Source organism: Paenibacillus plantarum (assembly GCF_013141695.1).
Taxonomy (GTDB): Bacteria; Bacillota; Bacilli; order Paenibacillales; family NBRC-103111; genus Paenibacillus_E; species Paenibacillus_E plantarum.
In genome coordinates, this window is the sequence record NZ_WHNY01000027.1 from 15,878 (window position 1) to 42,162 (window position 26,285).

Annotated in this window: 26 protein-coding genes; 15 read left to right on the forward strand and 11 right to left on the reverse strand. The window is 47.1% G+C overall.

Annotation, left to right across the window (positions count from 1 at the left end; all coding sequences use genetic code 11):
- Positions 1 to 196 precede the first annotated feature (196 nt).
- From GC096_RS08780 to GC096_RS08805, 6 genes are all read right to left on the reverse strand, one after another.
- Entirely contained in the window at positions 197 to 370 is a 174-nt protein-coding gene (locus GC096_RS08780; protein ID WP_171629870.1) for a hypothetical protein, read from the reverse strand.
- Between the two features lie 860 nt (positions 371 to 1,230).
- Positions 1,231 to 2,229, reverse strand: a complete 999-nt coding sequence (locus GC096_RS08785) for a FecCD family ABC transporter permease (RefSeq protein ID WP_246302653.1) — start codon at positions 2,227 to 2,229, stop codon at positions 1,231 to 1,233.
- Positions 2,226 to 3,245 carry a FecCD family ABC transporter permease gene (locus GC096_RS08790; protein WP_171629871.1) on the reverse strand — a complete coding sequence of 340 codons (1,020 nt, stop codon included), beginning with the start codon at positions 3,243 to 3,245 and terminating at the stop codon, positions 2,226 to 2,228. Before GC096_RS08790 ends, GC096_RS08785 begins: the two co-directional genes overlap by 4 nt.
- A gap of 4 nt (positions 3,246 to 3,249) precedes the next feature.
- A complete protein-coding gene (locus GC096_RS08795; protein WP_171629872.1) occupies positions 3,250 to 4,224 on the reverse strand; it encodes an ABC transporter substrate-binding protein in 975 nt (324 codons plus the stop codon).
- A gap of 101 nt (positions 4,225 to 4,325) precedes the next feature.
- Positions 4,326 to 5,129 carry a helix-turn-helix transcriptional regulator gene (locus tag GC096_RS08800; RefSeq protein WP_312886225.1) on the reverse strand — a complete coding sequence of 268 codons (804 nt, stop codon included), beginning with the start codon at positions 5,127 to 5,129 and terminating at the stop codon, positions 4,326 to 4,328.
- Positions 5,130 to 5,244: 115 nt separating this feature from the next.
- Positions 5,245 to 5,538, reverse strand: coding sequence for a hypothetical protein (locus GC096_RS08805; protein ID WP_171629873.1), 294 nt, complete (start codon positions 5,536 to 5,538; stop codon positions 5,245 to 5,247).
- A gap of 247 nt (positions 5,539 to 5,785) precedes the next feature.
- Between GC096_RS08805 and GC096_RS08810 the strand changes: the two genes are divergently transcribed.
- The 4 genes from GC096_RS08810 to lepB all read left to right on the forward strand — a co-directional run bounded on the left by GC096_RS08810 (position 5,786) and on the right by lepB (position 8,338).
- Positions 5,786 to 6,244 carry a hypothetical protein gene (locus GC096_RS08810; RefSeq protein WP_171629874.1) on the forward strand — a complete coding sequence of 153 codons (459 nt, stop codon included), beginning with the start codon at positions 5,786 to 5,788 and terminating at the stop codon, positions 6,242 to 6,244.
- 80 nt (positions 6,245 to 6,324) lie between these two features.
- Entirely contained in the window at positions 6,325 to 7,092 is a 768-nt protein-coding gene (locus GC096_RS08815) for a hypothetical protein (protein WP_171629875.1), read from the forward strand.
- Positions 7,093 to 7,159: 67 nt separating this feature from the next.
- Positions 7,160 to 7,744 carry a hypothetical protein gene (locus tag GC096_RS08820; protein ID WP_171629876.1) on the forward strand — a complete coding sequence of 195 codons (585 nt, stop codon included), beginning with the start codon at positions 7,160 to 7,162 and terminating at the stop codon, positions 7,742 to 7,744.
- A 36-nt stretch (positions 7,745 to 7,780) separates the two neighbouring features.
- The gene (lepB, locus tag GC096_RS08825) at positions 7,781 to 8,338 is read left to right on the forward strand and encodes a signal peptidase I (protein ID WP_171629877.1); all 558 of its coding nucleotides are present in this window, start codon (positions 7,781 to 7,783) and stop codon (positions 8,336 to 8,338) included.
- 42 nt (positions 8,339 to 8,380) lie between these two features.
- On the opposite strand, the gene GC096_RS08830 is transcribed toward lepB, so the two are convergent.
- A complete protein-coding gene (locus tag GC096_RS08830) occupies positions 8,381 to 9,025 on the reverse strand; it encodes a response regulator (protein WP_216626071.1) in 645 nt (214 codons plus the stop codon).
- Positions 9,026 to 9,171: 146 nt separating this feature from the next.
- On the opposite strand from GC096_RS08830, the gene GC096_RS08835 reads away from it, so the two are divergent.
- The 4 genes from GC096_RS08835 (at position 9,172) to pdaA (ending at position 13,106) form a co-directional block, all read left to right on the forward strand.
- Positions 9,172 to 10,719 (forward strand): sensor histidine kinase, encoded by a 1,548-nt coding sequence (locus tag GC096_RS08835; RefSeq protein ID WP_171629878.1) that lies wholly within the window; start codon positions 9,172 to 9,174, stop codon positions 10,717 to 10,719.
- The gene (locus GC096_RS08840) at positions 10,712 to 11,110 is read left to right on the forward strand and encodes a response regulator (RefSeq protein WP_171629879.1); all 399 of its coding nucleotides are present in this window, start codon (positions 10,712 to 10,714) and stop codon (positions 11,108 to 11,110) included. Before GC096_RS08835 ends, GC096_RS08840 begins: the two co-directional genes overlap by 8 nt.
- A complete protein-coding gene (locus GC096_RS08845) occupies positions 11,107 to 12,228 on the forward strand; it encodes an HD-GYP domain-containing protein (RefSeq protein ID WP_171629880.1) in 1,122 nt (373 codons plus the stop codon). Before GC096_RS08840 ends, GC096_RS08845 begins: the two co-directional genes overlap by 4 nt.
- A gap of 107 nt (positions 12,229 to 12,335) precedes the next feature.
- Positions 12,336 to 13,106: a delta-lactam-biosynthetic de-N-acetylase gene (gene pdaA / locus GC096_RS08850; protein ID WP_171629881.1), complete on the forward strand. Its 771-nt coding sequence runs from the start codon at positions 12,336 to 12,338 to the stop codon at positions 13,104 to 13,106.
- A 520-nt stretch (positions 13,107 to 13,626) separates the two neighbouring features.
- On the opposite strand, the gene GC096_RS08855 is transcribed toward pdaA, so the two are convergent.
- Positions 13,627 to 14,538, reverse strand: a complete 912-nt coding sequence (locus GC096_RS08855) for a peptidylprolyl isomerase (protein ID WP_171629882.1) — start codon at positions 14,536 to 14,538, stop codon at positions 13,627 to 13,629.
- A 268-nt stretch (positions 14,539 to 14,806) separates the two neighbouring features.
- Here GC096_RS08855 and trxB point away from each other — a divergent pair, with 268 nt between their 5' ends.
- From trxB to tpx, 3 genes are read left to right on the forward strand one after another with little or no spacing between them, the layout of a single operon-like run.
- Positions 14,807 to 15,775, forward strand: a complete 969-nt coding sequence (gene trxB / locus GC096_RS08860; protein ID WP_171629883.1) for a thioredoxin-disulfide reductase — start codon at positions 14,807 to 14,809, stop codon at positions 15,773 to 15,775.
- Positions 15,765 to 16,076 carry a thioredoxin gene (trxA, locus tag GC096_RS08865; RefSeq protein ID WP_171629884.1) on the forward strand — a complete coding sequence of 104 codons (312 nt, stop codon included), beginning with the start codon at positions 15,765 to 15,767 and terminating at the stop codon, positions 16,074 to 16,076. Before trxB ends, trxA begins: the two co-directional genes overlap by 11 nt.
- Positions 16,077 to 16,135: 59 nt before the next feature.
- Positions 16,136 to 16,666 (forward strand): thiol peroxidase, encoded by a 531-nt coding sequence (gene tpx / locus GC096_RS08870; protein WP_171629885.1) that lies wholly within the window; start codon positions 16,136 to 16,138, stop codon positions 16,664 to 16,666.
- A 524-nt stretch (positions 16,667 to 17,190) separates the two neighbouring features.
- Here the strand turns inward: tpx and GC096_RS08875 are convergent.
- Positions 17,191 to 19,539: a UvrD-helicase domain-containing protein gene (locus GC096_RS08875; RefSeq protein ID WP_171629886.1), complete on the reverse strand. Its 2,349-nt coding sequence runs from the start codon at positions 19,537 to 19,539 to the stop codon at positions 17,191 to 17,193.
- Positions 19,540 to 19,631: 92 nt separating this feature from the next.
- Here GC096_RS08875 and GC096_RS08880 point away from each other — a divergent pair, with 92 nt between their 5' ends.
- From GC096_RS08880 to GC096_RS08890, 3 genes are all read left to right on the forward strand, one after another.
- Positions 19,632 to 20,486, forward strand: coding sequence for a YihY/virulence factor BrkB family protein (locus GC096_RS08880; protein ID WP_171629887.1), 855 nt, complete (start codon positions 19,632 to 19,634; stop codon positions 20,484 to 20,486).
- Positions 20,487 to 20,565: 79 nt separating this feature from the next.
- On the forward strand, positions 20,566 to 20,895 hold the full coding sequence (locus tag GC096_RS08885; RefSeq protein ID WP_171629888.1) for a helix-turn-helix domain-containing protein: 330 nt from the start codon (positions 20,566 to 20,568) through the stop codon (positions 20,893 to 20,895).
- On the forward strand, positions 20,835 to 21,740 hold the full coding sequence (locus tag GC096_RS08890; RefSeq protein ID WP_171629889.1) for an IS3 family transposase: 906 nt from the start codon (positions 20,835 to 20,837) through the stop codon (positions 21,738 to 21,740). Before GC096_RS08885 ends, GC096_RS08890 begins: the two co-directional genes overlap by 61 nt.
- A 63-nt stretch (positions 21,741 to 21,803) precedes the next feature.
- Here GC096_RS08890 and uvsE read toward each other — a convergent pair whose 3' ends face one another.
- The gene (gene uvsE / locus GC096_RS08895; RefSeq protein WP_171629890.1) at positions 21,804 to 22,751 is read right to left on the reverse strand and encodes a UV DNA damage repair endonuclease UvsE; all 948 of its coding nucleotides are present in this window, start codon (positions 22,749 to 22,751) and stop codon (positions 21,804 to 21,806) included.
- Between the two features lie 1,208 nt (positions 22,752 to 23,959).
- Positions 23,960 to 25,372, reverse strand: coding sequence for a pyruvate kinase (gene pyk / locus GC096_RS08900; RefSeq protein WP_171629891.1), 1,413 nt, complete (start codon positions 25,370 to 25,372; stop codon positions 23,960 to 23,962).
- 125 nt (positions 25,373 to 25,497) lie between these two features.
- Here pyk and GC096_RS08905 point away from each other — a divergent pair, with 125 nt between their 5' ends.
- On the forward strand, positions 25,498 to 26,280 hold the full coding sequence (locus GC096_RS08905) for a helix-turn-helix transcriptional regulator (protein WP_171629892.1): 783 nt from the start codon (positions 25,498 to 25,500) through the stop codon (positions 26,278 to 26,280).
- The last annotated feature ends 5 nt before the right edge of the window (positions 26,281 to 26,285 follow it).

Here is a 26,285-nt window from a genome sequence, read left to right on the forward strand (position 1 = left end):
CCCTGGTAAGGGGTTGGACTCCTTTTTTTGGTATCGGGGGACACTTATCAGCACTAAGATAAACTCCCCATCCTTCAAACAATCAGTGAGCTAGAGTCGAACTCGCTGCCTCGTCCGAGCACACTTCCCTATTCATCTGGTTCATCCGCATCAGACACGCCTCCGAACCCCATCAACACCAAATTTCTCTCTTTAATCAGCAAATTAGACACACCCGATCCCCGTCTAGCCCCAACTTTCCCCATCCAATCAGCTCAACAGACACAAACTCGATTCCTCCAGTCCCCACTCCCAATCCAATCAGCGCTTCAGATACGTCCCAATCCCCATCCAGCCCCAATTGTCCCCATCCAATCAGCTCAACAGACACAAACTCGATTCCTCCAGTCCCCACTCCCCCATCCAATTAGCGCTTCAGACACGTCTCGACCCCCATCCAGCCCCAATTGTCCTCATCCAATCAGCTCAACAGACACAAACTCGATTCCTCCACTCCCCATCCAATCAGCGCTTCAGACACGAATAACTGGATTTTCTCCATCTAAATCAGCTCTGTTTCGCACATTCGAGGGATTAGATGTATTTCCTACAGTTAATTCCCGGGTTATTGCCCGATTCTTCCCAATCGGGATGAATTAGCTACATGTTTTCCAGTTATTTGTAAGAAATAGGCGAATACGGGAGAAATAACTGTAGTTTCTACAGTTGAATTCTGAGAAGGGTACTTAGGCATGGCAATTTGTCGCCCAAATCCATCTGAACAGAAGAGGCAACCAAAGTGAGTGCCTCTTCAAGATTAGCTAGTTTGACACAATAGGGGCATAAGAAGCGCAACGGACAATAGGTAGAACTGGGAGTTACTTAAGACACGAATAACTGGATTTCCTCCATCTAATTGAGCTCTGTTTCACATATTAGAAGGTTTAGATGTATTTCCTACAGCTAATTTTCGGGTTTTAGCCCGATTCCCCAAAAGCGCAACGAATTAGCTGGATGTTTTCCAGTTATTCGTCAGAAATAAGCGAATTCGCGAAAATTAACTGTAGGTTATACAGGTAAAGCCCATGAAGGGTACTTATGCACAGGCACTCTGTCGCCAGAGTCCGAACCCACCATAACCGAAGAGAGGCAATCGACGTGATTGCCTCTTCAAGATTAGCTAGTTTGACACAGTAGGAGCTTCTGAAGCACAAACGGATCCAAGGTAGCAATAGGAGTTAGTTATGGATCCTACCGCCGGCGCCGCTCGCGGCGCAGCAAATAAATGAAGTACGGCGTCCCGATGACCGCCGTCATAATCCCCACGGGGACCTCCCGTGGGAGAATAATGACGCGGCCGACTAAGTCGCCGAGCAGCAAGAGATCCGCGCCGATTAAGGCGGCGAGCGGGATCAACCACTGGTGCCGGCCGCCGACGAGGCTCCGCGCGATATGGGGCGCGATCAGGCCGATGAAGCCGATCGCCCCGACAGCCGACACGGAGATGCCGGCTAGCGCTACTGCGAGCAGCAGCAGCCAGAAGCGCTGCCGCCCGATCCGTACGCCGAGCGCGGCGGTCATTTCATCGCCAAGCTGAAACACATTCAGCTTGGCGAAGTTCGCCCATACGATGGGCAACAGCACGGCAATCCACGGCAGCAGACTGTACACGTTGTTCCAGCTGCGGTTCCATAGACTGCCGGAGAGCCAAAGCAGCGCCGCATTGATGTCACTGGGATGGCGAACGATCAGATACTGGATGCCAGCCTGAAAGATGGTCCCAATCGCAATGCCCACTAGGGCCAGATGGGAGGGACGAAGGGTTAACCGACGACTTAACAAGAGCAGCAAGAGGAAGGCAGCGAAGGCCCCAACGAAAGCCGCAATCGGTAAGTAATAGCTTGGCAGCTTAGGGAACAAGAAAATGACCCCTGCGGCCATAAAGCCAGCCCCTTTGGTAATCCCGATAACATCGGGGCTTGCCAAGGGGTTTCGAATGACACTTTGGAGAATGACACCGCCAACCGCCAGTCCAAAGCCAGCCAATATCGCAACCAATATACGGGGCAAGCGCAATTGGTGAACGATGAAATACGAAGGATGCTTCGCATCCGTAAGAGCTGCCCATACATCGCGATAAGGAATACGAACCGCTCCAACATGCGCGTAGATGATCGCTAAGACGATCATCAACACGAATGCAATGATCAACGAAATAATAGGGATCCGCACTGTTTTTAAAGTCATCATCGTGCCCTCCGTTGCTTCAGCGCTAGGTAGATGAAAAACGGAGCGCCAATCAATGAAGTGACGATCCCAACGGGTGACTCAAACGGAAAGGCAATAAAACGGCTTAGAAAATCAGCATATAACAGCAGAATACCGCCAAGTAAAGCCGTTAATGGTCCGAGAACGACCAAGTTCGTACCTACTAATGCCCGCGCAATATGCGGCACAATCAAGCAGACGAAGCCAATGGGACCACATAAGGCAACCGCAGAGCCAGCAAGTACAATGACGAGCAGGACACTGATACCGCGTACGAACGTGATGCGTTGGCCAAGCCCCGTCGCAATCTCATCATCGACAAGCAGCAGTTTAAACGAAGGGAGCATGAACGCAAATAGCAGCATGCCTCCTATAAAAAACGGAAGAATCACGCGCACTTCGGTCCAAGCGGCTTGACTAAGAGAGCCTACTAGCCAGAAAATCATGCTGTCTGTCGCATGCTGATTAAGAATAATGACCCCTTCTGTCAACGAGGACAGGAGGAAATGGATCGTGATGCCAGCTAGCGCAATGTAGACGTATTGTTTGCTGCCAGTTCCAGCGAGCGACCAGACGAGCAAAGCACCTAGCGCTGCGCCGACAAAGGCAAAAGCAATCAACCCCAGGTTGCCGAAATGTGGCAGAAACACAAGTCCAACGACAACCGCTAAAGCACCTCCTGCATTGATGCCAAAAATGTGAGGGGAAGCCAGCGGGTTTTTGGTCGTGAGCTGGGTGAGCAGCCCTGCCAAACCAAGCTGCATCCCGACGATGCAAGCCATGATGGCGCGCGGTAAGCGCAGCGTTTGGATATACAGATGAGCCTTATCACTGCCTTGATAGGTCACAGCTTCGTACAACGTGTGCCAGGACACGGGGGATTGGCCCCATTTTAAACTAGATATAATCCCAATTAGTATCGCTATTAGACTCGCAGAAAATAGGAAGAGCAGAGGCCATTTACGGCTCTGCTTCTCAAGGTTAATGGGTTGGTTCATCGAACTACTGCCCCAGATTCTTCACGATATCGTCGAGGATTTTCTCCGACCCGATCATACCACGGGATAAGGACCAGTCGCGTCTCTCAACAGTGAATACTTTTTTGTTAGCTACAGCATCAATTTTCTGCCACAGCGGGTTCTTTTCCCATTCTTGCACGATCGTTACTTTCTCAGTCGGCATTACGAATAGGACTTTTGGATTCGCTTCAACCAATTGTTCCAAGGTAATCTGTGGATAAGCTGTCGCATTTTTAACCGGATCATTGTACCCAAGCATAGCGAGGAAGGAGCCACTGTACGCATGATCCGAATGTGCGAAGAAGCCTTTTGGATTCACAACTGCAGGGAGAACGCTAATGTTCGCTGCAGCTAGCTTCTTTTTCATCGCTTCAACTTTCGTTTCGTGTTCAGCTAGGCGCTTTTTGCCTTCTTCAACTTTACCAACGGCTTGTGCGATAATGCCTACGTTCTTCAGCATTTGATTGTAGTCCGCTTGGAAGTCATCCAATACAAGGACAGGTGCAATACCTTTGAGCTGTGGAATCGCAGCTTTATGTTTATTAATATCAACGATAATCAGATCTGGTTTGAGGGATGAAATAAGTTCAATGTTAGGCTCGTATCGTGAACCGACGGACGTGTACGTTTTCAGCAAAGCTTTTACGGAGTCCATCAAAAGGTCTGGGGAGCTATCGTCCGCAACACCGATTGGCTGCACGCCAAGAGAGACAAGGATGTCTGTGAAGCCGAATTCCATGGCTACGATACGTTCAGGCTTTTTAGGCAATTCAACCGTGCCTACCGCATCTTGAACAGTTATCTTTCCATCTGCTTTGGCAGCAGGGGTTGGGCTAGCAGCTGCTGGTGTCGTTGTTGCAGCTGATTCGGTATTCGTCGTTTTGCCACAAGCAGCAAGGCTTAGTGCAAAAACGCTGATCAGTGCGATAAGGCTAATACGAGTAAAAAGGGATTTCATTTCAATTCCTCCGTGACAATGATTATTATTCTCAATGAGTATGATACCGAATAATAGAGGGATAGAACATGTCCAATATGCAGATTAGACATGTCTGAGTATTAGATTTTAGGGTGACTAATCATATATTCGGAGGGCGTATAGCCCGTCTTTTTCTTAAATACCTTACTAAAATGGAAGTAATCGATGAATCCAACGCGGCTTGCAATCTCTTTGGCCAGCAGATCTGTCTGCAGAAACATGATCTTGGCTTTCTCAATACGCAAGGCATACAAGTAGCTCATCAGCGTTGTTCCTGTCATATTTTTAAACAAAACCGTAAAATATCCCACACTCATTCCCGCACGACGGGCCAGCATAGGCAAAGTAAGCTCAAGCATGTAATGCTCGTTGATATAGGAGATCGTTCCCTCGATCGCTTCTGAAGCTGACTTTTTCTCATGGGTCAAATCGGATTCGTGCAGATATATAAATAGGATGCGCTCTAACATCATTCTCATTCGCATGATATGTGTCGTGTCTTCCCAGACAGTCAAAGGATCATGGTCCTGCGTTCTTCGGATAATTTCATCGAGCATATAGTGGATTTTGATTTCACTTAAGGTAGTGAGGTGTCCCTGCAAAGTCCAATGGTGATCCTCTGGCAGCATCGTATAGGTGATGATGACGTAATCGACGATCTTCGTTCTGGGTACTTGAATGGTGTAGTCACTTTGATCGGGATGACAAGCATAGGCTTGCGAGCAAATAATGGGTTCATGGCCGGCGAAGTGCAGCGTGAGATGACCTTGGCGGACGATAACGAGTTGATACTTTCTAGGTGAACTTGTAACGGCTAAGGCGGAAGAAGCCACCTGAATATGATCAATTAGCGGAACAAGCGAGATCATTTGATGGAAATTCACAGCACATGAACTCCTTTCTAAGCAGCGTAGGTCGTAGTCTCATAGTGACATAAAAGCAGGGCAGCAACAAGCTTTTCGCAACGAAAAAGCACCCTAAATAGGGTGCCGCGCGCGATTACATCGCATAAACACTTTTACTAATTATTTCTGGTAATTCAGCACGCTGTGCTAGATATTGCTCAGGTGTGATGCTGCCATTAAACAGTCGCAATTGCAGCTGCTCCGTTAGTTCCGCTAACTGGAGTTCAATGACTTTCTGTACATCAACTTGGTTAGCTTTCGCGATATCGGCTAATGAAAATCCGTTAACCTGTGCTAGATAAATATCTTCCTCTGACGATAGCTTGAGGACATGCAGTAAATCTTCTTTGATTGGTTTAGGATCTCGTCTACGAATATGAATCTCCACCCCTACAGATCATGTACTCTATTGTATTCAGATGAAAGCCAAGTGGAATGGGGGGATATCACAGAATTCGGAGGAGTCTAAATATAATGTTGGGATTTAGGTGACTATGGTACGAAAGTATACCATCGACTCCCACATAGGTAGCAGTAATAAACTACTCTTTAGGGCGAGGTCACATTTCGGATATGAAGATACAATATGTATGTAAGCAAGTAAACGCAGCGACGAAGGAGGTCAGGCAGTATCAATGAAACTATTGAAACGTAAAGTGATAATCGTCTCATTGAGCCTATCGACTTTCCTAGTTATGGGAACGGCCTATGCGTATTCAGAGGCTAGTGCACCACTGCAGGTGTGGTTTAAGTCACAGTTAAGTATCAATCAACAAGCGATTGATCATCAACTTCAACAAGATATGGTCATGGCTAGTCAAGCCTTGGACGAATCCAATGAGAAGTCAGTTGCAAGTGTTCGTGTTCATTTGGAGAAGGTGACGGAAGATGCAAGCTACACACTTGCAAGCAGCATTGACGCTACTCGGCAAACCTACTCAGATCAACTAGAAGGTGCAGCGGCAGCGCTTAGCAAGTCTAGTCTGGCGGGTTTCGATACCTATATCGATGCTTCAACCAAGCAAATGAGCAGTGACATCGAGCAATGGGCGGATGAGATGATTCAAGGTTTAACAGCAGCACTAGGTGACTAGTCAGTCAGAGTGATTAAATGGGTTCACTTAAGGTGAGCGCAATGAACAAATAAACTAATTCAAAGGGAGATTGATGAGAAATGAAAGCATTGAAAAGTAAATTAGCGATTGGTGTTATTGCAACAGGTTTAGTAGCGGGTATGGGTACAGCTTTTGCAGCAACGGATGCAGGTGTACAACTTCAAAACTGGTACAATACGGCTTCTACTGCAGCTAAATTAGCAGTTGCTGGTGATTTCGGAACGTATTATGCTACGAAAGCAAAAGCCCTGGATGATAATGTTGACAGCGGGTTAAATGCAGCGCGTGTGAACATTAAAACAACAGGTGAAGCAGAGCTGGCTGGCGTTAAAAGTGCAATTAATACACAAAACTCGGCATATTTGAACCAAATTTCAGATAAAAAAGCAAGCATTACAGGTAGCATTGGCGCTGAGTACGATGCGCTAGTAAATACAACTAACGCAGTAACGAATGCCAGCTTAACAGCAATTGGGATCGCAGACACAATTGAAATTACAAATGGTGTAAGAAACCATGAAGGTGTCTACACAACTAGATTAAATGATGGCGCTAAAACGACGAGCGATGCAGCAACAGCGGCATTGACTAAACAAATTGTGGATACGAAAGCTGCTTTAGAAGTGTTATTGGCTACAGAAAAAGCTACCGCTACAACAGAAGTGAAAGCGAATCTTGATACGAAAATTAGTGCACTTCAAACTAAGCTTACAGAGTTGACAACTCAGCTTCAAACAGCAGCTCAAGGGAGAATTGCAGACCGTGCGGATGTGCTTGAAACAAAAGCTTTGAGTGATTTGGAGAACATTGTAAAAAGCATCAACTAGTCAAATAGCTGGGGGTTCACCTTTGTGGATCTCCGGCTTCTCTTAATGAAACAGAAGGAGCTGCAGAATGAAACACATTAACGAGCGGAAACAGATAGGATCGAAGCGGAAAGTCGTCGCTGGAATTGTCTCTTTAACGGTTATCATTACGGCCTCAGCCGGGATTTCCTATGCCGATACGGATCTTGCTGGCTCTATGACTTCGTGGTTTGCGAAGAAAACAGGGCAAGTTATGCAAAGCTTGGATGTTTCCATACAATCCGAGACGGAAAAGCAAAAGGAATTGTTGAAGAAAGAATTGCAGCTTCGACTCGAAACGTCGGCTAAAAGTTTAGATGCTTTTAGTGAGGAACAGAAGCGATTGCGCATGGAAACGCTGGGCCAGTATGCCCAAAACTTGCTAGTCAAAGTAGATTTCCAATCCGTGCAGGACCGAGAGCAAGTTTTAAGCAAGCTTCAAGCGATTGTAGATAGCGCACAGGCAGGAATGGATGAGTTAGTGGGCAGTTATGTACCGCCAACACTTACCTTTGTACCTACAGCACCTATTGTACAAACTGTGCCGCCACAACAACCATCTTCAGTGACTGGAGATGTGTATGGACAACAGTCAACACCTACTACAGTGACTGAGGTTACCTACAACAACTAACGACAACAGAATTTAGTCATAGAGGTGAATTGATGTATGGAAGAAGTCGTGTCAGCTATACCGGCAACTAGTAAGAAGAAAAGTGAAGTGTGGGGTTGGATCCGATTTCTTTTACTCCTAGGACTTGCCTTTATTCTAATCAATAATATGATCGGGCTTACTAAGGTTTCAGGAAATTCAATGAATCCCTCATTACAGAATGGAAACATCTTGCTAATGAACAAAATTCCGCTTTTTTACTCATCACCCAAATATGGCGATGTCGTTGTTATTAAGGATCAGCGATTAGGTTTTTCCATTATTAAACGTGTAATCGGCGTTCCGGGCGACCATGTACTTATTGCTAATGGCATCATATATGTAAATGGCAGTCCACTGCCTGAGTTGTATACGGTAGGGAAGTCGGAAGATATGGGCGAGAAAATTGTGGAGAACGGGCATTTGTTTGTTGTTGGAGACAATCGGAATTTGGGAGAGAGTAAGGATAGTCGAGATCCTTCCTTAGGTCAGGTTCAATTGAAAGATGTGAAAGGCTATGCGGCCATTTCCTTATTGCCTATGTATCGTATTTCTAAGCCACTTAACTTGAAGTGACAAGAAAGATCCGGCGGAGTATCCCGACGGATCTTTCTTGTGTTAGCGCTGAAGTTCGAACTGAACTAATCCTTTGGAGAGAGCGTATAAGGCAGCTTGTGTACGATCTGATAAATCAAGCTTAGCCAAGACTTGACTCACATGTTTCTTAACCGTGAATTCTGTAATAAACAGCGCGTTGGCGATTTCTTTATTCGAAAATCCTTTACCAAGGGCGAGCAGGACCTCAAGCTCTTTGGGAGTCAGCTCAGAAAGTATTTGTTCCTGACTTGCTGAAGCATCCTCCATAAGGGAACTCACTAAATCAGAATCGTAGTATTTACGCCCACGAGAAACGACCTCAATAGCGTATAAGAGATCTTCGGGAAAGGCCTCCTTTAAGCAGATACCCTCGATCTGTTGGGATTGGGCAAGCTGAAGTTCGCTTCGTGTGATCGATGAGGTTAATATCATGAATTTGCAAGTATGTCCTGCACGGCGGGCTGCTTGGATCATGTCCAATCCATTTTCGCTCCCTAAATTCAAATCAACGAGGACGAGATCAGGTCTAGATTGTTCGAGGAGACGTAGTGCTTCTCTGGTGCTGGCCGCTTCTCCGAGCACATGAATGAGTGGGCTGGATGAGACGATCGTTCGAATACCTTGCCGAACAAGCGGATGATCATCGAGGATAATGATGTTAATCATGTAGTTAACCTCCTATATGAAACGTAACTGTGTTATAGTAATATGGTTCCAATTACCCATGACTTTTAGACTAATTAAAACGCTATTATATAACACATTCTTCCAAATTACCATTAAGATTATATTAAGTTTAGGAGAAGTTAGACATGTTTTTGCAAAGAAAAACGGGCTTATATGTATTCCTTGCCTTCAGATGGGCGTTGCTGCTGATCGGGCTCCTCATGTATGCCAAAAATAATCCAGTTACACCGGAGTTAGTGTTGACGGCTGTACTTTTCCAAACCCTATATAGCTTTGCTCAAATTAGAAACCTTCCGAAGGCAAAATTGCTAACAGCAATAATAGATGTATGTTTTAGTATTTATTTGATTAGCCAAACAGGAGGACTTTCGAGCCCAGTTCTTGTATACAGCTTCGCTGGCTTGATTACTTTCAAAAGGTTTGTAACTTGGAACGTATATTATTCCATCATACTCTTGTATTCGCTGCTTACTCCCCTGCTATTTTCCAGTGCAGCTTCATTGTCGATGCATGAGTATATGATCAAGCATCTTAATTATAGCTTTGTCGTGCTCATCTTCTTTATTTGCATGGGCACGATCCATTACGGGATTAAGGTTGTTCGTAACGAATACAGGAAGCTCATGTTGGTGTATGCAACTAGTTCTTATGCGGCATCAGCTAAAAATCAGGGTGTGATCCCTTATTCGGAAGGTGTGCTGAAGAAGGTGTTGGATGACCGCGAAGTCATTCTATGCTTAGTTGGTGCAAGCGATTCTGAAAAGCTTCAAAGCTGGAGACAGACTTACTATACGAATTATTTAAAACAAAATAGACCTTACTCTTTCAAAGTGTATGCGGACGTGCCTTCTCCGACAGGCGAGGTTTTGCCATTTTATATTGAAACACTTAAGGATCGTCAGGGGAATATCTACGGTTGGTTGCTTGTGCAAGCGGGGAAGGACGAATTGACTGTTCTACATAAACTGTATATTCACTTTCTACTCATCCGATTGGAAGCTGATCAATTTGTCAAAGGGGAATTGGCGCAAGCAGCAGAGACAGCAATTGGGAAAGAACGGGACATCATCGCGCAAAATATTCATGATGGTATCGCACAGGAACTATTCTTTATCTCTATCCAGCTGTTTCAACTAAAACAATCCCTTCCGGCAAATACACGTGAGGAGACACTTCCTTTTGTCATGGAAGTTGAGAAGAAAGTCAAAGAGAGTCACCGTGATATTAGGCGGTTCATTATTGAACTGAAGGATGAGAAAAGAAAAATTAATCTTCATCATGCCATAGAGAAACTGCTGCAACGGGTGACAGAGCACACAGAAGTAAAACCAACTTTTGAGAAGATAGGTTGGGTAGCACACGAACAGCTGGATATCGAGGAAGCGATTTATCATTTGGTCGAAGAAGCGGCGAATAACGTCATCAAGCATGCGCAAGCCAAACATATTTATGTGGAAATTGAGGTTACGAGTGTGCAATGGGCGATAACAATTAGGGATGATGGAGTTGGAATGAAGTCGTCTAATGGGAATTCAGGAGGGAGTTACGGACTGGGAGGCATGGAAAATCGAATTAAATCTTTGAATGGAGCGATCTCCTTTCACTCGGAACCTGGTAAGGGTACTACGATTATGGCTTATATTCCGCGAGAGAGGAGTATGGCTTATGTATAAAGTTGTCATAGCTGACGATCGGAAGATGATTAGGGCAGGCCTGCATATGCTGCTTGAAAGTTGTGGCTCGTACACCGTAGCGGGAGAGGCATCTGACGGTAATGAAGCCGTATTACAATCACTGGCCCTTGTGCCCGATTTACTTCTTACCGATCTCAAAATGCCGGGGCAATGCATCATCGAGGGTGTCCGAATATTAAAGGAGAGATTACCGAATATAAAAATTATTATTTTAACCGCATTCGACGAAAGTGAAGATATTTATCGTGCATGTAAAGCAGGTGTGGACGGATATTTGATGAAAGATACCTGTCCGGAGACGATTCTTACTACAATTCATGAAGTGATGAAGGGGACCTCCATGTTTCAACCAAAGGAGAATTTGCTATGAACATAGTGCAGCGATTCAGTAGACAACCAATTCATCAGCTATGTATGTTTATCATTGGCAGCATGGCTACATTATGCACATTGAGCGGTTTAGGCTATTGGCTGATTAGTCGAAATACAGAGTCTCACTTGTATATGATGGCATCGGCAACAGCCGCCGTATTTGGATGGGCGATGTATGGCTTGCAGCACCTGATGCCCGAACACAACCGGTACTCGAAGATGATTGCTCCCGCTTTAATATTTCTGGTTATCGTTATAACCACTTTATATAATCCGTTAGCGTTGCAACAAATGTGGGTGGCGCTTATTTTTTTTCCAGTTATGCTCAGTTTGTTGGTTGAATTCAGGATTTACATGTATGGCACGCTCTTATTCTTAGTTTACTTTATTAGTTTTCAAATATTGGGCCCAAGCTTTACGTCATATGGGGATACTTCATCTATTATCATGGCGACAACGAAAGGTGTTTATGCGCTTGGTTGTATCATTTTAGGTGTTATTATTCAAACCACCATGTTTCAATATAAACGCGATGCAGAAGCCTCCGCTTTTCAGAAACAGAAGCAGCAGGTGATTAATATGCTCCAATCCTTTATCTCGGTAGGAGAACGGAAAACGCAGACCTCACGCAAAGAAATTGGTGAAATGAGTACGTTGCTGAAGAAACTGGTTCATGCCTATGGCGGTCTAAGTGTTCAGGAGTGGGAGATTGATTTACTTTCACTCATGCATTTTGTGAGCAGGGTGAAATTGCCGGATTATATGTTTGAAAAAGAAGGTAAATTATCGGAATTTGAGTACGAAGTTGTACAGGAGCATTGCTATATGGCGAGGGAACTGTGCGAAGGTATTCCGGATTTCCAGGGAGTAGAGAGGGTATTCTTGTATCATCATGAAAAAATAGATGGCACCGGTTATCCATTTCGCCTAGAAGGAGCTCAAATTCCAGTCCTATCGCAGATGCTTGGTATTGTAGAAATGTATCTCGCGATGACAACGCCGCGTTCCTATAGGAAGGAAACCTCGAAACAGGAGTCCTATGCGGAAATTCAAAAACTGACTAATTTGTCGTTTCAAGCAGACATCGTCGAAGCGTTCGGTAAAGTGATTGATTGAGGATTTACACATAATCTCCTGCCGTGGTGTGGCATATTAGTAACAGTCACAATTGGCTGTAAATTGCCGCAACTCATTACACAAGGCAAGGAGTGCATGACATCCATATGAAAATCTTGCGCATTCTCCTATTTTCCCTAGCTCTTATGGCGAGTCAAATGACCATGGTCTCAGCGGATGGAACCTATCATTTTGGTTTCAAAAAGAGTGTCAACGGCCAGCCGCCATCGATCGATGAAGAGGGATTCAAGGGCCTCTTGAAGCAGCACGGCGCTGTTTTTACAGGCGATCAGACGCAAAAGGAATTGTACTTAACCTTCGATAACGGGTATGAACAAGGCTACACAGGTCGAATTCTGGATGTGCTCAAAGAGAAGCAGGTACCGGCTATCTTTTTCGTGACAGGCCACTATATTCGGACAGAATCAGAGTTGCTTAAGCGCATGGCCGCCGAGGGGCATCTGATTGGCAACCATTCATGGAGCCATCCCGATATGAGTCAGATTCCGGCGGAGCGCATTCAGAAAGAGCTTAATCAAGTGAAAGACGAGGTCGCCGCGGTGACGGGGCAAAAGGACATGCACTATCTGCGTGCGCCGCGTGGTATATTCAACGACCGTTCGCTGGCTGTCAGCCATGGGTTGAACTACACGAATGTGTTCTGGTCCGTTGCGTATCGCGACTGGGAACCTAAGAAGCAGAAGGGCTGGGAGTATGCGTATAAAAATGTGATGGCCCAGCTGCATCCAGGTGCCGTCATCCTGTTGCACTCCGTGTCCAGCGACAATACGGAGGCGCTGGGTAGAATCATTGACGCTGCGCGGGCGCAGGGCTACCAGTTCAAAAGCCTGGACGAGATGAAGCTTCGCACACCGTAAAAGGATAGGAAAACCCCCTTAGCTGCTGTAGCTAAGGGGGTTTTTGGGTTGAGGCTGTCCCTACGTCGCACAGGTTAGCTCAACGCTTGCATGACTCGCTTGGTAGTCCAACGCGCGCACGTCGCGCCTGTTAGCCCAAGTTCGCAGGTTTCGCCTAGTAACTCAACGCGCGCACGCCGCGCCTGTTAGCCCAACGCTCACGCGTCGCCACCGATTAGATGGATTTTATACAGCTATTTTTGCGATAATCCCGTGGATTTTCCAAATAGATGGATTTCATGTAGCTAATTCAAGCGATATTCCCGCCAAAGCCGAATTCCGTTAGAAATAACGGGATGTTTTCCATCTAAATCGAATTTCGAGTGGAAAAGGTTCAATTTAACTACGTATTTTACAGTTATTTCAGTCCGAGGGCATCCGCCGCACAGGACGCAGGTGGCTTTTCTCGCTCTATTCACCCGACGCCATCAGTCCCGCCGGATGCTCACCCGAATTCACACACGTCTCACTAAAGCTAAAACTAGGTTGTCTTAGTCAAATCAGCAAGATTGTTTTCGATCTTTGCTTCGGATTTCTTTTGCTCCAACCAAGTCTGGGAAAGCGTTGAAATCTTTTGATCGACTAACGATTGTTTAATTGTAGCTGTTTTGTCTGCAAGTGTTGGTGTTGAAGCTGCTTTATGATCCGTTACTTTAATGACATCGTAACCTGTTGCTGTTTGTACCGCCGAGCTAACACCGCCTGTTTCCAAAGCAAATGCCGCGGCTTCAAACACCGGATCTCCTTGTCCTGCCGAGATATAGCCTAGATCTCCGCCTTTATCCTTGGTTGCTGCATCCGTGGAACTTTCCTTCGCAAGTGCTGCGAAATCCCCGCCGCTTTTCAACTTCGCTATTATTGCATTAGCCTCAGCTTCCGTTGCTACAGAGATATGAGAAGCTTTGACTTGTGCAGGTACTTTTAATGATTCTAAATTTTCATCATAATATTTTTTGATTTCATCGTCTGTGACCGTGACTTGTGGCTCCAAAATCTTTTTCAACGTCACTTGCGATTGCATGTTTTTCTTCAAATCGTCCAGTGTCATGCCGTAGTTGGCAAGTGCTTGGTTAAATTCATCCTCAGAGCCATATGTTGCTTTGATCGTTTGAATCTCGTTCGTCACATCGGCATCTGTGATCTGAATTCCCGCTTTTTTACTCTCTTGGCTGATAAGCTCTTCTGTGATCATCGAGTCTAACGTTTGTGCCCCGCCACTTGCTACCAACGCGTTATACAGCTTCGTCGTGCTTATTTCAACTCCATTGACCTTGGCAACAGCTTTCTCATCGTTATTTTTAGAAACGGGTGGGAAAACCGAAGCATAAGCGATCAAGACGACCAGTAGGGCGGATGATGTCCACACCCATGTGCGATTATTTTTTGAATTCATGTATATACGTCCTCTCGTGATGTGACTGTTGGTGTCGTTCTCGTTCTGAATCTCATTATGCCTGACCAAGCTGAAGGAAGTATGAGTGGAAGCTGAACGTGAGCTTAATACATAATAGGTACACATCATTTAATTGTACACAATTTAATTGTTGACAAAGTTGATCGTGATTGGTATGATTCATTCATAAGGTTTGCTACAAATTTAATTGTACACAATGTTAATTGAATGGCATCAGCAACTCGGTAGTAAAAAAGGAGGAATTCCTATGCATCACAAAGCAATCATTATCGGAACAGGACCCGCGGGACTAACCGCAGCCATCTACTTAGCAAGAGCGAACATCTCACCGCTTGTTATAGAGGGTATACAGCCAGGTGGTCAACTGACCACAACAACAGAAGTCGATAACTTCCCAGGTTTCCCTGATGGGATTACAGGACCTGAGCTAATGGACAACATGCGGAAACAAGCGCTTCGCTTCGGGGCAACGATTCAGTCGGGGCGCGTAACGGAAGTGGATTTCTCTAGGCGTCCATTTACCTTATTTCTCGAGGATGGCGGGCAATTGACCGCGGACTCGCTAATTATTTCAACAGGTGCAACAGCTAAGAAATTGGGGATACCTGGTGAAGCCGACAATATTGGCAAAGGGGTAAGTACTTGCGCAACATGTGACGGATTTTTCTTCCGTAACAAAAAAATCATCGTTATCGGCGGCGGTGACACAGCAATGGAAGAGGCACAGTTTTTGACTCGATTCGCTTCCGAAGTGCGTGTGGTTCATCGCAGAGATGATCTCAAAGCTTCGAAAATCATGCAGGATCACGCTCGCGGCAATAGCAAAGTAGCTTGGAGCTTAAACCGTACACCACTTGAAGTGGTGGCAGGGCCGATGGGTGTGACAGGACTGAAAGTCCATAACAACGCTACAGGTGAAGAAGAGCTACTTGAGGCGGACGGGATTTTCCTAGCGATTGGGCATACCCCGAATACCGGTTTCTTAGGCGGGCAGCTGCCAACCGATGAGCTTGGTTACTTGCAAGTAATCCCAGGTACGTCCCAAACGTCGATCCCAGGGGTGTTTGCTTGTGGCGATGTACAAGATCGGATCTATCGCCAAGCGATAACTTCAGCAGGAAGCGGTTGTATGGCCGCACTTGATGCCGAACGTTTTATTTCGGAGCATGCTTCACAAGAGCAAGTACTACAAGGAGGAATGAGCTATGTCCGTTAATCATATATCTGATGCTACTTTTCAAAATGAAACAAGTACCGGTACCGTCCTCGTCGATTTCTGGGCGCCATGGTGCGGCCCTTGTAAAATGATCGCTCCGATCCTAGACGAACTATCAGCTGAAGTCGGTGACTCCGCGAAAATCGTTAAAATCAACGTCGATGACAACCCAGAGTCTGCTGCGAAATATAACGTGATGAGCATCCCAACCTTACTTGTTTTTAAAGATGGGCAAGTGGTCGATCAGTTGGTTGGGTTGCAAAGCAAAGAGAAGTTGAAGGCTGTTATTGCAGCGGTTTAAGCTAGGTCGAAATACTACGAAAAACAAACCATTCACATATACCTTAGGAGGACTATGATATGACACAGACACAACTACAAGAACGCACAGGCATCGCTACCCTTGGCGGCAATCCAATTACTTTACTGGGGCCAGAAATCAAAGTAGGGGATCAAGCGCCTGATTTTAAAGTGAATAAGGATCTGATGACTGAAGTTAGCCTGGCGGATTATGCGGGTAAAGTGAAGCTCATTTCCGTTGTGCCATCCGTCGATACAGGGACATGTGACGCTCAGACGCGCCGCTTCAATGTGGAAGCCGACAAACTTGGTGACGACGTCGTTATTTTGACGATATCGGTGGATTTGCCTTTTGCACAAAGCCGTTTCTGTGGTGCTGCGGGGATTGATAAAGTCGTCACCCTTTCCGATTACAAAAATCGCTCGTTCGGTCAAGCATATGGCGTGCTTATCAAAGAGATTCAGTTGGATCAGCGTGCGATCTTCATCGTGGATGCGAATGATACAGTTCGCTATGTGGAGTATTTGACTGAAATGAGTCACCATCCGGATTATGAGGCAGCTTTGAAGGCGTTGAGAGCGTTAGTGTAAATGCGTTAGTGTAAAATGTCGAGATGAAAGAAAAGAGCAGTCATCCCTTGTGGGATGGCTGCTCTTTAGCGTTGGAGATAACTGTGCGCAAGGGCATCAGTCTGGCCGGCGACGGTACGCTAGCGCACAAAAATTGTGCGCAAGGGCATCAGCGTGGTCTGTGGCGGCACGCTAGCGCACAAAAATTGTGCGCAAGGGCATCAGCGTGGTCGGCGGCGGCACGCTAGCGCACAAAAACTGTGCGCAAGGGCGTTAGCCCGGCCGGCGACGGCACGCTAGCGCACAAAAATTGTGCGCAAGGGCATCAAGCCGGTCGGCGATGGCACGCATAGCGCACAAAAATTGTGCGCAAGGACATTAGCCCGGCCGGCGACGGCAAGCCTAGCGCACAAAAGTACAAAAGAATGTTGTATGTACAATATTCTTTTGTTTGACGGCGCATGTAGTAGGGTAATGTTGTATGCTGTACAACATTTGTTTTCGCCGGGAACGACACAATCTAAAGCAGCAGATCAAAATAGCCGCTACCGCCGCGCCAGCGCGATCTCGCGGCTGCCCTTGACCATGCCCGCGCCGCACAGCGGGCACGCCTTCGCCGCGAGTCGTGCCTCCTGCGGCGAAGAGATCCGCGACCAGGCTTTGCAGCCGGTCGCGCTGCACAACCACGCCGCGACCCGCTCGGTCGCGGTCGCAGCACTGCTGCCAGCCACGGCTCTGCCAGTGGCTGACCGCCCGGCCGCAGCTCCGCCAGCGGCCGAGAACCCACCAGCCGGCTTGCTGCGGCTGGTGACAGCTCCTGCGTCCGCGCCAGGGAACGCGGACAGCAAGAAGCGGGAAGGCTCCGCCTTCTTCCCGCGGTAGAACGCCGGCGAGCTGATCAGAAGCTCGCCCTTCGCCCTTGTCACGGCGACATAAGCCAGTCGCCGTTCTTCCTCGAGCGCGGCAGTTCCCTTGTCGCGCCCCGCAACGCCGGCCATTTTGACATCGTCCAAATGGCTTGCATCGAGTGCCGAGGAATGCGGCATATTGCCTTCAATCGCACAGAGCAGGTACACAATCGGGAACTCGAGTCCCTTCGATTTATGAATCGTCATCAGCGAGATTTTATCCGCGAATTGTTCTTTGCTTTGCATCCGCATTTCCGTGCGTTTTTCCGCTACTTCATGGATAAAATAAAGGAACTGCTCGACCGTGTTGAACCTTTTCGCAGAGGATTCCAGTTCGTCCAGCGTTTCCTTCAGCATCTCACGATGCTGTGTAAGCTTACTGCGCTTGTTCGTCTCGAGAAATGCATCGTAGAAATCTTTGCGAATCGCCTGAATGGCTGCGAGCGGTGTCATCTCCACGAGGGATTTGATCAGACGAATGCGGGCTTTCAGCTTTTCTTTCTGAAATTCCTTTAACTGTGGGAGACCCAGCAGATGGATTAAAGGCCACTTTTTCGCCTGAATCGCTTCTTGATCTTGAATAATACGCATGCCTTGGTCTCGTCCAATATATAATGAGGGGAGGACCCCTTCGATCGCTTCGAAATTCCGACGCTCATGCGCAATCCGCAAATGGTCAATAATCGGCTTCACCATCCACTGTTCATAGAAGGAATCATTCGTACCGTAATCGACAAAAGGGAGGTTATGCAGGATTAACGCCTCAATAATAGCCCGACTGTTACTCGCCGTCCGATACAAAATTGCGAAGTCTCCATACTGCCTGCCGCCCTCAGCAACCTTAAGCCGCAGATCGTCGATTAACCAGTCCGCCTCGTCATCACTGTTCGCAGGCTTCACATAGTGCGGCTTAAGTGTGCTTTCCTTGGTGGCCAGAAGTGTTTTCGATTTCCGCTGCACATTATGCTTAATGATCGCATTGCCTAAGCCAACAATACTCGAGGTCGAGCGATAGTTGATATCTAGTGTTACGGTTGTTGCCGTAGGGTACTGCTCATGGAATTGCAAAATAAACTCATTTCTCGCCCCATTGAACGAGTAAATCGTCTGGTCATCGTCACCAACAACCATCAGATTCTGATGAACTGCCGCAATCATTTTAATGATTTCATACTGAACGGTATTCGTATCTTGGAACTCATCGACACTGATGTACGTAAATTTGCGCTGCATCGAGCGGAGAATGTCGGGATTGTGGAGGAGCAGTTGGTACGCCTTGATCAAAATATCATCGAAATCGATCTTCTGTTGTTCCATTTTCCACTGTTCATACTGCAAGAAAATTTTCTTTGCTTCCCGTTCCTCTTCGGTGCCTTCTGGGAGATCTTCGACCTCGATGAGCTGCATTTTGTAAGAGGAAAGCAGGGAAATGAGCACCTCAGGCTGATACGTATCCTGCAAGCCCATACTAAGCATGATCCGCTTGAAAACAATTTGCTGAAAGCGGCCATCGCTCAGAATCTCCTGCTGCAGTCCGTTCATCCGCAGTAATCGCAGGCAAAAAGCATGAAACGTCCGCACCTGCATCACGTTAGCCATACTTGCATGAAGACCAGGCATCGTCGTGAGACGTTCCCGCATTTCTTCAGCGGCTTTTTTGGAAAATGTGATAAGAAGCAGATTCGCAGGCTGTACCTGATGGACTCGGAGCAAGTAGGCGACGCGGCACACAAGTACCGTCGTTTTTCCTGAACCTGCGCCAGCTAGCGTGAGAAGAGGGCCTTTGAAGTGCCTGACAGCCTTGATCTGAGCTTCATTGAGCAGGATACCGTGTTCCTCTAAGTCGCGGAAGAAATAACTATCGGCATCACCATCGGGAACAAGCTTTGTGCTATTCGTAAGAAGCGCCATTTGGGCATGAGGGATCGGGCGTTCTGTAGTTGGTTTTGAGCCTAACGGCGTTGTATACATAGGCATGGTATTCATGTGTCGACCACCTGTTTCATAACATTGTTTCATGCAAGACTGAACCACCTATTTTACCACAATTATAGCCGTATGAAAGGAAAAATAGCCGTATGGTTAAATCTTACGTTAAATTGCTGTGGGGAAAGTTCAATGATCACGATGCCACCGGGCTGGCCGCGCAGTGCGCATACTATTTTTTGCTATCTCTTTTTCCATTATTGCTTTTCGTAATGAGCTTACTCGGCTACTTGCCGTTCTCCTCCGATGATGTCGTCGGCTTGATTCGGGAGTACATTCCGGGGGCTGTGGCAGGGTGGCTCGAGGAAACACTCAGTAACCTGCTCAATGTCAAAAGAGGCGGCACACTCTCCTTCGGTTTAATCTTGGCCTTAGTGAGTGCCAGCGCGGCGATGAACGCCATTGTCCGAGCAGTCAATAAAGCGTACGGGTTGCCGGCTCGTAAAAGCTTCATTCACTCTCGTTTTTTAGCTATCATGCTTACGTTAGGTATGTTAGTCGTGATCATCTCGGCGCTGTTGCTTAGCGTGTTCGGTCACTGGATTGGGGATTGGTTAGCGGAGCACGTGCATGTGGCGGCTGCCCATATCGAGCTGTGGAATCACCTTCGCTGGATTATTAACTTTGTCATCATTTTTGTCGTATTCATCGGCATTTACTATATCGCACCCAACACTTGCTTAACGTGTAAAAGCGTGCTGCCAGGCGCATTGTTCGCCTCCATTGGTTGGCAAGGAACGTCGCTAGCGTTCTCCTTCTATGTCAACAGCTTCACCAACTACAGCGCGACGTACGGCAGTATTGGCGGGATCATCGTGCTGATGACCTGGTTCTACATCTCAGCGCTCATTATCATTATCGGCGGCGAAATTAACGCTTTGCGTCATGTGAAAAATATACACCAGGCCAATGCAGCCCTTGATACGACGGAAAAGAACCGGATCTGAGATTTGAAGTGCACCCCTTATAATGAACATTGGAAAAACCCCCTGGGTAAACCGATGAATTATAAGGGGTGTATTTTTTATGGCGATCAAAGGACAAACGTTTAAGCATTATCCAGAATCCATCAAAACAGAGGCCATTCGGTTACATATGGTGGAGGGATGGAGCTACAGAGAGATCACAAAACATTTGGATATACATGACAAGGGTCGGGTCAAGAAGTGGATGAGGAAGTACCGCGAGTGCGGTGAAGAAAGCTTCAAGGACAAGCGTGGAGTACCGTTTCGGACAGAGACAGAGCAGGAGCGCCTGATTCGACAGTTGCAGCTAGAGGTAAATGTGCTAAAAAAGTGGTTACAAATCTTGAATCGGGAGGTGCGCAAAAGAGATACTACGTCGTTGATGAACTGAAGGAAGAGCAAAGTGTAAAGGGTCTATGCTCTTACTTGGGAATAAGCAGAGGTGGTTACTACGCCTATGTAAAACGTAGCAAGGCAGATCCTGACGGAGAACTGAAGCTCAAAATCCTAGCAATTTATGAGCAACGCAAGAAGATCCTAGGATACCGCCGTATTCAAGATGAGTTGTATCGTCAATACAACCTTATCGTCAATCATAAGAAGGTTCTACGCCTCATGCAGAGCCTAGGAATCAAGTCAATTATCCGACGTAAATATGTTCACCGAACGAGTCATGAGGCAGCTGTATCCGACGGGAGAATCGCTGAGAACTTGCTACAACGAGACTTCCATGCTGATGGTCCAAATCAAAAGTGGGTTACCGATGTTACGCAGTATCGTGTATTTGATGATCGCCTTTATTTGTCCGCCGTAAAGGATCTGTGGAACGGAGAAATCGTGGCTTATCACATCAGTAACCGTAATGATAATCCGCTTGTACTAGAAACGTTTAGAAAGGCATTTGAAACGCAAACAGACGTGACAGGCAACATCCCGGGATTGATCGTTCACAGCGATCAGGGATACCAGTACACGTCTCATGCCTACCACGACATGCTGCCAAAGGTTGGCGCCCGAATCAGCATGTCTCGCCGAGGAAATTGTTATGACAACGCCTCAATCGAAAGCTTCTTCTCTCATCTAAAAGTAGAAGCTCTCTATCCCTATGATATCCGAAGTATCGAGGAAGCACAAAGGAGAATTGAGGAATTCATTCAATTTTATAACGAGGAAAGAGCACAGAGAAAACTAAACAAGCTGACGCCGGTTGAGTACCGACGCCAGCTTGCAGCCTAGGGCTTTTTTTAGTGTCCATTAAATGGGGTCTTGACCAATTATCAGATCCGGTTCTTTTTGATCTCACCAGCTCAAAACCCCACCCTCCAACCGCTTCACACCGCGGATTTTGCCAAGTTGCTCCGCAAGACGAAACAAAGCCAAATCCTTCACCTTCGCTTCAATCATGACGTCGATGCGGGGGAGATCAATCTCTTTGCAGCTTTTGAGAAAAGCCGTGAGCATCTCCGGCTCGATGTAATCCGCGTGGGAGCGAAATTCCTTCTCGCTCTTGGGTGAGGAGACGTGGATCTTCATTGGCAGATCTCCCCATGTCTGTGCGATCTGGGGAAGCAGATCAATGGGGGAGAGGGTGGATGGATTACACCAGTCGTGATGCAAATCCAGCATGCACGGACGCTGCAGCCTCTGACTTACGGCGAGCGTTTCTTCGAGCGTGTACGTTTTGTCATCGTTCTCAAACGTCAGCCGCCGCATTGCAGACTCGGGCACCTTCGGCGCGTTGTCGAAAAGCTTCTGCGTCGCGGCCTCCTTATCACCATACACACCGCCAACATGGATGTTAATGATGGCCGCCTCGTCCAGTCCCATGCCATCCAGAATGGCCGCATGATAATTCAAATCCTCAATCGCCGCAGCAACGACCTTATCGCTTCCGTTGAGCAAGGTAAATTGATTCGGATGCATGCTGAGCCGGATATCGTGCGCCTTCGCGAATTCGCCGAGCTTACGAAGCTCGGCGGCATACTCCCCGGCAACATCAATCCGCACATCCGGATGCGTGGCTAGGGGGATTAGTGCGGACGAAAGTCGAAACAAACGAATGCCATGAGCGGCATTATAATAGAGAATTCGCTGCGTCGCTTGGAGGTTTTTGCGGCCAATTTCAATAGCGCGCTGCATAGCCTCTTCGCGCGGCCGCTCGGAGAATAGCTTGTATGTAAACGTCGAACTCGGCGTGTTATTATAAATCGCCATTGCCGTAGATACGAATCCAAGTCGAATAATCACATGCATCCTCCGTTACTCGAAAGTTAATAGTTACTCTAGTGTACCCCTTTTTCTAGTTAGCTTTCTAACAAATTTCATCTTGGTCAGTAGGCCCACAAAAAATCTCCGACTCCACTAGACAAGTACACTTCTAAAAACTCCCACTCTACTCCAACAGGCCAAGTGAAAATCTACCCCCATCACTCAACAGGATAGGTAAACATCTAACCCATCACTCAACAAGATCTACCCTCCACCACTCAACAGGGACAGATACACATCTAAAAACTCCCACTCTACTCCAACAGGCCAAGTAAACATCTACCCTCCACCACTCAACAGGGACAGGTACACATCTAAAAACTCCCACTCTACTCCAACAGGCCAAGTAAACATCTACCCTCCACCAAACAACAGGATAGGTACACATCTAACCTGCCACTCCACAACACAGGTACAATCTAACCCCCCCTCCACAGGATACAAGCGGAAGGGAGGTTAGTGGTCAGTGTTACGCAGGCATTATAACTGTAAAAAGTACATCTATTTCGTCGGAAATTAGCCGGGAATCGCAAATAGATGGAAAACATCCATCTATTTCTCGCCATTTTGCCGATTATCTCGTTCTTACTCGAAAATAACGGGAGTTTTTCCAGTTATTTCGCTACATGAGCCGTTATCGCCTGAATTAGATGGAGGTTTTCCATCTAATCACTCAGGAGGCTACAGGGAGGCGGGGGCTACGGCAAGGTATCTGCTGATTGCAGTGATGTTGGTGCTGTGCCATCAAAAAACCTCCCAATCCACTGGACAATGGTGGAGGGGAGGCTAGTGGCCTGCGCTAAGTGGCAGTTTAACTGTAAAAAGTACATCTATTTCGCCGGGAATTAGCCGAAAATCGCAAATAGATGGAAAAAATCCATCTATTTATCGCTATTTCGCGGATTATCACGTAATTCCTAGAAAATAACAGGAGTTTTTCCAGTTATTTTGCTATACCAGCACTTATCGCCGGAAATAGATGGAGGTTTTCCATCTAATCGTTCAGTGGGGTGGGGAGAGGCACGGTTTCCCGTTATTTCTCTTCGCCAGTCATAACTGCCGGAAATAGATGGAGGTTTTCCATCTAATCGTTTAGTGGGGCGGGGAGAGACACGGTTTCCCGTTATTTCTCTTCACCAGCCCATAACTGCCGGAAATAGATGGAGGTTCTCCTGCTTTGCAAACCCCTAAACCCGCTCAACCTTCAACAGGTTAGTCGTACCGGACTTCCCAACTGGAATACCTGCGGAGACGACGGTGAGGTCGCCTTTCTTCACATAACCAAGCGTCTCTGCTTGGTTGATCGCGGAGCGAATCATTGCATCCGTAGATTCGCAGAACTCACCAAGAACAGGGATGACACCCTGCACCATGCTCAACTGGCTGATCGCGTGCTGGCTGTTCGTTACCGCGATGATCGGTGCTTCTGGGCGATATTTGGCGATCATTCGCGCTGTGAAGCCCGTCTCTGTTGGTGTTAGAATCGCCGCAGCATGCAGCTTGTTCGCGGAGGATACAACTGCTTGGCACAACACTTCGGTGATCTCGTTATTGGATTGCAGCTGTGCATCAACCAAGGAGCTGCGCACCATGGTTTGCTCGACACGCTCAGCGATGGTTGCCATCATCGTCACGGACTCGACCGGATACTTGCCAGCGGCTGTCTCGCCGGAAAGCATCACAACGTCACTGCCGTCAAGCACGGCATTGGCCACGTCACTCACTTCAGCGCGAGTCGGACGCGGGTTGCGCTGCATGGAATCCAGCATTTGCGTAGCTGTAATAACCGGTTTACCAGCTAAGTTACAAGCGCGGATCATATCTTTTTGTGCAATAGGAACTTCCTCGGTTGGAATTTCAACCCCAAGGTCACCACGGGCAACCATGATACCGTCTGAAGCTTCCAGGATGCCAGCGAAGTTCGTCATGCCTTCTTCGTTCTCGATTTTCGAGATGATCGGTGTCAATCCTGCGCCATACTGCTCTAGAAGGGCGCGAACCTCACGAACATCGTTTCCGTTACGAACGAAGGACATCGCGACGATCGAAATATTTTCCTCAACGCCGAATTTGATGTGCATGACATCGCGCTCCGTCACACCCGGTAAGGATGTGCGTACACCTGGTAAGTTAACACCCTTGCGTTGCTTCAACTGAGCAGGGTTCAAGACGCTGCAAGTCACTTCTGTGCCATCGATCATTTCAACACGCAGCTCGATGGAACCATCGTCGATCAATACGAGATTGCCAGGCTTAACATCCTGCGGCAAACCTGGGTAGTTCACCGATACACGGCTGGAATCGCCGATAATTTGTTCAGTTGTCAAGACGATGCGATCGCCCGTTTGCAAGTCATAGGAAGCATCTTTCAATTGACCGATGCGGATTTCTGGACCTTTGATATCCATAAGAATCGGGATAATAACACCCATTTCTTGCGCAGCTTGGCGAACACGCTGAATACGACCGCGGTGCTCATCCAAATCGCCATGTGCCATATTTAAACGCGCAACGCTCATGCCGGCGCTAATTAATTCTTTCAGGGTTGGGACGGAGTCACACGCAGGACCCATTGTACAAATGATTTTCGTTTTACGCATTGTGAAGGACTTCCTTTCGAATGTAAGAGATTAGTTGGCTTCATTATATGCCTTATCTATGCGATTTTCTATGAACTATAGTATGATATATGTAATATAGTATGATACAAGGAGGCGAGGATTTTATGCAGCTAACTGGCTTTCACTATGATAAAAGCAGTACATGGAACGAGGAACAGCCCATTATGCGTCCGGACTGGACACTTGTTTTCGTGATCTATGGCCGCTGTGTGTACTGGGTCAATGAGAAGAAACAAGTGCTAGAGAAAGGGCAATGGCTCCTCGTCCCGAGAGAAACTCCCTTCTATGGCCGGAGTGTGCCAACGAAAATTCATGAGAAATTTGTGCTGCAATTTGACGCACAAGCAGCACAAGACATCTTTCCGCTGCTGCAACAATCGTCCTACACTTGCCGCCAGACCGGCAAATTCGACATCATCGCTGATCGGCTGCGTTTGATCCATCGTGGTTGGCAAGACAAACAGCCCTATTACATGGCGCTATGTGAAGCGCATCTGCAAGAGCTGTTTGTGTTTCTCCAAAGAGAGTGGGATCAGGCAGCCACAACCTCGGCAACCGCACTTCTCGTGGAGCAAATGAAAAGCTATATCCAGAATCATTACCGCGAGCATGTCACCAAGGACGAGTTAGGCACCTGTATCAGCCGCTCGCCGAATTATGCAGCTTCGCTTTTTCGCCAAGTCACGGGTCAAACGATCAGTGAATTCGTTCACGTCACGCGGATCAAAACAGCCGTCTACATGCTGCGTCACTCCGCCCTGACCGTCACCGAAATTGCCGAGTTTATTGGCTATAACGATCCGTCTTATTTCTATCGTGTATTCCGAAGAATGACAGGTTTAGTACCAACCGAACTAGTTTCAGATCGTGAAACGATTCGGAAATAATTCGC